Origin of the sequence: Fictibacillus arsenicus, assembly GCF_001999465.1 — a bacterium.
Taxonomy (GTDB): Bacteria; Bacillota; Bacilli; order Bacillales; family Fictibacillaceae; genus Fictibacillus; species Fictibacillus arsenicus.
This window is the reverse complement of the sequence record NZ_MQMF01000036.1, coordinates 1-1,091: the sequence shown is the minus strand read 5'-3', so window position 1 is coordinate 1,091 and position 1,091 is coordinate 1. Positions and strand designations below refer to the sequence as shown.

Annotated in this window: 1 protein-coding gene and 1 pseudogene; both read left to right on the top strand. The window is 74.8% G+C overall.

The window, feature by feature from the left end:
- Window positions 1–148 precede the first annotated feature (148 nt).
- Window positions 149–682: a P-type ATPase actuator domain-containing protein gene (locus tag UN64_RS21655; protein WP_216352812.1), complete on the top strand. Its 534-nt coding sequence runs from the start codon at window positions 149–151 to the stop codon at window positions 680–682.
- Between the two features lie 11 nt (window positions 683–693).
- Window positions 694–1,091, top strand: a pseudogene (locus UN64_RS21650) (hypothetical protein); the annotation flags it as partial.

Genomic DNA, 1,091 nt, shown 5'->3' with positions numbered 1-1,091 from the left:
GCCCCCGAGAGCGGGACGGGCCTGGGGTTCACCGGCGCGGCGGGGATCACCGGGCTCACCGCCGCCGAGGTCGCCGAGCGGGAGGCCGCGGGCCTGGTCAACGTCCAGTCGCGGGACACGTCCCGCTCGCTAGGGGCAGATCCTGCGCGTGCACGTGTTCACGCTGTTCAACCTGGCGATCGCGCTGTGCGCCGTCGTCGTGATCCTGATGGGCCGCTGGCTGGACCTGCTGTTCTCGCTGGCGGCCGTGGCCAACGTGGTGATCGGCGTGGTCCAGGAGTACTCGGCCAAGCGGAAGCTGGACCGGATCGCGCTGCTGCACCAGGACGACGTCGTCGTCATCCGGGACGGGGCGCGCGTGCCCCTGCCGATGACGCGGATCGTGCGGGACGACGTCGTGGTGCTGCGCCGCGGCGACCAGGTGCCCGTGGACGGCGAGGTCCTCGTCTCGGACGGCCTGGACATGGACGAGGCGCTGCTCACCGGGGAGAACGACCCCGTGCCCAAGACCCCCGGGGACGCCGTGCTCTCGGGCTCGGCCGTCGTGGCCGGCGCGGGCCTGGTGCGCGCGACGGCGGTGGGCTCGGCCTCGCACGCCGCCCGGCTCAGCGCCGAGGCCCGCCGCTACTCCGCCATCCGCTCGGAGCTGCGCGGCGCCCTGGAGACGGTGCCCGCTGGCTGACGATCGCCCTGGTGCCGATCATCGCGGTGATCGTGCACGGCCAGATGACGGCGGTCGGCGGCTGGACCCACGCCCTGTCCCAGCCGCGCGAGGCCGCCCTGGAGCCCGCGCTGATCGCGTCCGTGGCGGCGGTGACCAGCATGATCCCGCAGGGCCTGGCGCTCATGACGACCATCGCGTTCGCCGTGGCCGCGCTCAAGCTGGCCCAGCAGGAGGTCCTCATCCAGGAGCAGCCCGCCGTGGAGGTCCTGGCCCGCGTGGACACCGTCTGCCTGGACAAGACCGGCACCCTCACCGAGGGCGGCGTCCGGTTCGACCGGCTCGCCGCGCCCGCCTCGGCGGACGCGTCCCCGGACGCCCACGACGACGGCGCCCCGGCCGAGGTCGCCGACGGGGCTCGGGCCGTGCT